The sequence below is a fragment of the Acinetobacter sp. V2 genome, assembly GCF_001188385.1.
Taxonomy (GTDB): domain Bacteria; phylum Pseudomonadota; class Gammaproteobacteria; order Pseudomonadales; family Moraxellaceae; genus Acinetobacter; species Acinetobacter oleivorans.
Genome location: NZ_JZFB01000001.1, coordinates 186874 through 192969 on the forward strand (window position 1 = coordinate 186874; position 6096 = coordinate 192969).

The 6096-nt window shown below is 40.1% G+C and carries 4 protein-coding genes; 1 reads left to right on the forward strand and 3 read right to left on the reverse strand.

Going from position 1 to position 6096, the window contains the following annotated elements; all coding sequences use genetic code 11:
- The 3 genes from abaF to UC75_RS00880 all read right to left on the reverse strand — a co-directional run.
- Positions 1–1109, reverse strand: a 1109-nt coding sequence (gene abaF / locus UC75_RS00870; protein ID WP_416202189.1) for a fosfomycin efflux MFS transporter AbaF, incomplete at its 3' end; no start/stop codon positions are given.
- 161 nt (positions 1110–1270) lie between these two features.
- The gene (locus UC75_RS00875; protein ID WP_049836383.1) at positions 1271–2851 is read right to left on the reverse strand and encodes an aldehyde dehydrogenase (NADP(+)); all 1581 of its coding nucleotides are present in this window, start codon (positions 2849–2851) and stop codon (positions 1271–1273) included.
- Between the two features lie 151 nt (positions 2852–3002).
- Entirely contained in the window at positions 3003–4574 is a 1572-nt protein-coding gene (locus UC75_RS00880) for an APC family permease (protein ID WP_049836384.1), read from the reverse strand.
- A 449-nt stretch (positions 4575–5023) separates the two neighbouring features.
- Between UC75_RS00880 and UC75_RS00885 the strand changes: the two genes are divergently transcribed.
- A partial coding sequence (locus tag UC75_RS00885; RefSeq protein ID WP_228136989.1) for an L-serine ammonia-lyase occupies positions 5024–6096 on the forward strand: 1073 nt, incomplete at its 3' end.

A 6096-nucleotide genomic window follows, 5' to 3' on the forward strand; every position in this document is an offset into this window, starting at 1 on the left:
CAAAATGAAAGCGCCGTATAGCGAATGTGAGTTGGAAATAACTCAGTCATTAAAGCAGAGTAAGGCGAGTAGGTCATCGACTCAATAAATAAACCCAGCACAATCGCCAACATGATGAGCCAGTTATTGCCTGTATCCATTAACGGAAAGCCGACAAAGCCCCAAAATGCAGTGAGTACAGCTCCAATAAGGTAAATTGGTTTACGGCCAAATATATCGCTTAAATGCCCCATAACAGGAATAATAAAGAAATGGATCAGGTGAGCGCCGAACATAAGCAGTAATATCTGCGAAGTATCTTTATGAACGACCAACTTTAAATAACTGATCGAAAAAGTAACCACCATATAGTACAAAATGTTTTCTGCGAATCTGGCACCGATACCCGCGATAACAGATTTCTTATGATATTTTAAAACTTCAATAATCCCGAGTTGTTGCTTTTCAAGAAGCTGTTGTTTGGCCTGTGCTTCTTTAAACACCTCGGCATCGTCTACATTTTTTCGAATCCATAAACCGATCAGTACCACGACTGCCGAAAACCAGAATGCACAGCGCCATCCCCAATCTAGAAATTGTTCGGGTGAGAGATTTTTTGAAAGTAATAATAAAACCAGTGTGGCTACTAAATTGCCGAGTGGTACACCAGTTTGTGGCCAGCTTGCCCAATAACCTCTGCGGTCATCTGGACTGTGCTCTGAAACCAAAATAACTGCGCCGCCCCATTCACCACCAAAAGCAAAGCCCTGAATTAAACGCAGTATAACTAACAGTGTAGGTGCCCAATAGCCAATTTGATGGAAGGTCGGAATACAGCCCATTAAAAAAGTAGTTATACCGACAATAATCAGGCTAATTTGCAATAATTTCTTACGGCCAATTTTATCGCCGTAATGACCAAACACAAGGCCACCAATAGGTCTCGCTAAAAAGCCAACGGCATAGAGGGCAAAGGCTGCCAAAATACCATCTATAGCATTGTCCGTTTGTTGAAAGAAAAGTTCACCAAAGACAAGGGCGGAAGCAGTTCCATATAGGAAAAATTCATACCATTCAGCTACGGAGCCGACCATAGAGGCCGCCACAACCTTTTTTAATGTTGTCGTCATATACCAATATCCTTATTTGAAAATATGTTACGCATTGACTTAATGCAGCATCTTGCTATTCATTTTTTGCACTTTTTTATTTGAGTAATGTGCGGTTACGTTTTGCGTTTTTGATCTAAATAAAAAGGAGTTCATCTCTTGGATAAACTCCTTCAAAAATATTAAAGTGCAGCTTTACTCATTTCACCATTCACTAAGCGCTCAATACCAAGCGGATTGGCATTTTGAAGAGCCAGTGGCAATAAGTGATCTGGATAGTTTTGATAGCATACTGGTCGTAAATAACGGTCGATTGCTAATGTTCCTACCGAAGTACCACGTGCATCTGAAGTTGCAGGGTAAGGACCGCCATGTACCATGGCATCACAAACTTCCACACCTGTAGGATAACCATTTAGAAGTAAACGTCCTGCTTTTTCTTCAAGTAATGAAATCAGGTTAGAGAAGTTCTTAAAATCTTGCAGTTCCGCAATTAATGATGCGGTAAGCTGACCACGAAGTCCATTTAACGCTAGAGCAAGTTGCTCTGCCGATTCAACTTCAATCACAATCGTTGTTGGGCCAAATACTTCTTCTTGAAGTAACTCATCCTGCTCTAGTAAAAGAGATGCATCAGCTTTAAAGAGCTGAGGATAGGCTTGTTGGCCTTGTTGTGGTTGACCCGCTAAATGCTCAATTTTGTCATGTGCGAGTAATGCTTTAAGGCCATGTTCATAGCTTCTTAAAGTGCCTTTGTTAAGCATGGTTTGTGGTGGCTGCTGAGCCATTGCAGCCATGAACTGCTCAAGAAATTGGGTAAATTCAGCTGATTTAATTCCAATAATTAAACCCGGATTGGTACAGAACTGACCGCAACCTAAAACCACTGAACCACTAAGTTCGGCTGCAATTTTATCACCACGCACTTTTAGAGCTTCGGGTAATAAAACCATTGGGTTAATGCTCGACATTTCGGCAAAAACAGGAATTGGTTCAGGGCGTGCAGCAGCTAAATCGCAGAGAGCACGGCCACCTTTGAGTGAACCTGTAAATCCAACTGCTTTAATTGCGGGGTGTTTTACCAGTGGTTCACCAACACCTTGACCATAAATCATGCTAAAGATGCCTTTTGGCATAGCGCATTTCTCAATTGCACTACAAATCGCATTTGCAATTGATTCGGCGGTTGCCATGTGGCCGCTATGCGCCTTAACAATAACAGGACATCCAGCCGCAAGCGCTGAAGCGGTATCGCCACCAGCAGTAGAAAAGGCAAGAGGGAAGTTACTAGCGCCAAATACAGCAACTGGCCCAACACCGATTTTATATTGACGTATATCTGGACGTGGAAGTGGTTGGCGTTCAGGTAAAGCCAAATCAATACGGGCACCTAAATAATCACCACGGCGTAATACTTGAGCAAATAGACGTAATTGGCCTGTAGTTCGCCCACGTTCACCGCGAATGCGAGCTTCAGGTAAAGCAGTTTCTTGACAGACTGTGGTAATAAACTGGTCATCAAGCGCATCAATTTCACTGGCAATTGTTTCTAGAAAAACCGCGCGCTGTTCTGGCGTAGTTTGTCTAAAAGTTGGGTAGGCCAATGCAGCTGCTTGAGCTGCCTGATCAATTTCTTCAGGAGTTGCCTGAGCAAATTGATAGGGTAATGCTTCATCTGTTGCAGCATCGTAACTTAAGACAAATTTACTGCCCGAACTTGAACGTTGACCTGCAATAAAATTTTGACCAGTAATATTTAACATTATCAACCTCACTTTAGAGTGAACGTCAAAAGTAGTTCTTCTGACGTTGGAGAATTATCGAAGCCTAGGTTTTACTTTTGAGAAATATAGTATTTTGTATACGTTGTTAATCGAAAGAAAACCTCAACCTATATATTTAAGCAAGTGATCGCTAAGCTTCATCATCGTTTTTAATCAGTGCTTTTGGTAAACCTGAATGTATTCCCCAGTAGTAACAACCAAGGGAAATCACCATAACTAAAAGTGTGTCAAATGGAGCTGCCAATAGGTGTGATGCACCATCACCGAAGCTGCCAAGGTAAGAAACAATAATCATTAAAATGTAGTAAACAAGAAGCCAAGCGGATGACTTTAATTGTTGAGCTAGGCTGACTTCTTGGGTTGGCACATAGCGTTTAAAAATGACATAGAGTGCAAATAATACAATTTGTGCGCCTAATAACCATGAAATGACATTCCAGCCAGACCAATAGACAATAAAAGAAGCAATGACAAAGGCGAGTGGGCCAAGAACTGTAAAGCCTTTTACATAGAATGGACGTTCAAGCTCAGGAGCATTACGACGTAAGGCACCCACTGTGATAGGAGCTAGGGCATAACTTAAAACTAACGCTGCCGAAACGACAGAAATTAATTTGTCCCACGATGGAAACGGCATAGTCCAAAATACAGAAAGTGCAAATGTTAACCATAATGCATAACGTGGAATGCCTGATTTTGGATCTACACGAGTAAAAATACGGAAGAACGTATTACTGTTCGACCATGCATAAATGACACGTGGAGTTGCAGCCATATAGATATTGCCGCAGCCAGACGGAGAAATAATGGCGTCTGAAACAACTAAAAGCGCTAACCATCCCAAACCTAATAACATGGCAATGTCGCGGTAAGGTAATGGGAACTTGTCACTGAGTCCTGACCAACCATTTGCTAACATATCGGTAGGTACAGCACCTAAGAAAGCAACTTGAAGCACTACATAAATAATCGTTGCTAAAACGACAGATAAGATGAGTGCAAAAGGAATGGTAAATTGTGGACGTTTTACTTCACTGGCTACCGAAATAATTGGTGTTAAACCTAAGTACGCAAAAATAATACCGCCAGCAGATACGGCACCTTGTACGCCGTGAGCGCCCATTGGTGCAAACTCGGTCATTGAAAAGTTTGCTGGTTTAAAGTGATATAAAAGTGCAACCATCACTAAAACTGGAACAGCAAACTTCAATGCACTGATGAGGTTGTTGGCAATTGCAAAGGTTTTTACACTGTAATAATTCAATGCAAAAAATACGCATAAAAGTGCAAACTGAAATAACCATCCAATGGTAGTTGGAGATCGGATGCCATCGTGTATTTCTGTAAGTGAAGGGAACCATGCCGCTGCATATTCACGGGCAGCAACAACTTCAATTGCAATTAAACTTGAAAAGGCAATGACGGTCACAGAACCAAGTAAATATCCTTGTAAAGGACCATGTGAAAATACGGGATAACGGATAATACCGCCTGCTCGTGGTAAGGCTGCACCTAACTCACAATAAATAATTCCCAGAATTAAAACGGCAAAGCCCCCAATAATCCATGACAATATACCCGCAGGGCCGGCTTGAGAGGCCACATGACTTGCTGAAAATAACCATCCAGAACCGAAAATGGCGCCTAAGCCAATGAATGTAAGATCCATTAGAGATAACTGCTTTTTAAACTGACTTGTCATTACGTTTTCCTTAACGACAGAACTATTGTTCTTTCATATATCGTATACGATATATGGTTATTGGTAAATAGGGGATTTTTTATTCTATTTAATGGCAACGAATGAACTATAAGTTTATTAAGTTATTGTTTTTAATTATATTTAAATAATTTTAATCCTAAGTAAATAGCTTGAAAACCAAATTTTTTTCTAAAAAATTGGGAAAGGTTCTCTATTTTAATTATTAAAAAGAACAATTCTTAAATATTTGTTGAGTAATTTACCCTTTAAATTAATGGAAAATTCCATATTTTGGAAAATATTGAATTAGAAATTGATTGTGTTGTTTTTAGGCAATGACCCATTTATTTTCAGTGCTTTATGGGCAGCTTAATGATAATTTTAGAGCTATCCGAAAGGACACAATAATGACGAACATACGAATAATAATGAATTGAAGGTAGGACCCCGTGTTTATTAGTGTATTTGATCTTTTTAAAATTGGTATTGGTCCATCTAGCTCCCATACAGTTGGACCCATGCGAGCGGCATACAGTTTTGTGGATGATTTATTAAAACAAAATGATCTACAAAACACGGTTAGAGTTCAGGTTAAGTTATACGGTTCGCTAGCAGCAACGGGTGTTGGTCATGCGACAGACAAGGCTATTTTGTTAGGCTTAATGGGCTTTGACCCTGAACATATTGATACCCAAGTAAGCACAAGCTTGATTGAAGATGTTCTTGAAAATAAAGCAATCCAGCTTAATCAGCAAAAGAGTATTTCTTTTGACTATAAGCATGATGTGCTTTTTTTAGATGAATCTTTGCCTTATCACCCCAATGCAATGGAACTGATTGCGTATAATGGGGCTCAAGAAATTTTATATGTAGAAACTTACTATTCGGTTGGTGGTGGCTTTATTGTTAGCCAAAGACAATTAACACACACCCAATCTGAAACCAGTGATGTTAATGTTCCATATCCATTTCACAGTGCGGCTGAACTTTTAAGCTTATGTAAAACTCATCATTTATCAGTGAGTGAGTTAATGCTTGAAAATGAAAAAAGCTGGCGTAGTGAAACTGAGATTCGCAGCAAGATTATGGACATCTGGAAAGTGATGCAGCAGTGCATTCACAATGGATTAATTAATGAAGGGATATTACCGGGTGGATTAAACGTAAAACGTCGAGCTAAAAAAATTCACGATAAGTTATTAAATAAGAAAAATTCAAACCTGATTGTGACAACTTTTCACGCCATGGAGTGGGTCAATTTATTTGCTTTAGCGGTAAATGAAGAAAATGCTGCTGGCGGCCGAGTAGTGACTGCACCTACCAATGGGGCAGCAGGAATCATTCCTGCAGTTTTATATTACTATGTGACTTTTTCTAAAGATTTTTCCGAAGACAAAGTGGTTCGCTTCTTTTTGAGCGCAGCAGCTGTCGGTATTTTATGTAAACTCAATGCGTCTATTTCAGGTGCAGAAGTGGGCTGTCAGGGCGAAGTTGGCTCAGCGTGTGCAATGGCTTCGGCTGG

Coding starts and splice junctions, on each gene's coding strand:
- UC75_RS00875 (WP_049836383.1), bottom strand. CDS start 2,851: ATGTTAAATATTACTGGTCAAAATTTTATTGCAGGTCAACGTTCAAGT.
- UC75_RS00880 (WP_049836384.1), bottom strand. CDS start 4,574: ATGACAAGTCAGTTTAAAAAGCAGTTATCTCTAATGGATCTTACATTC.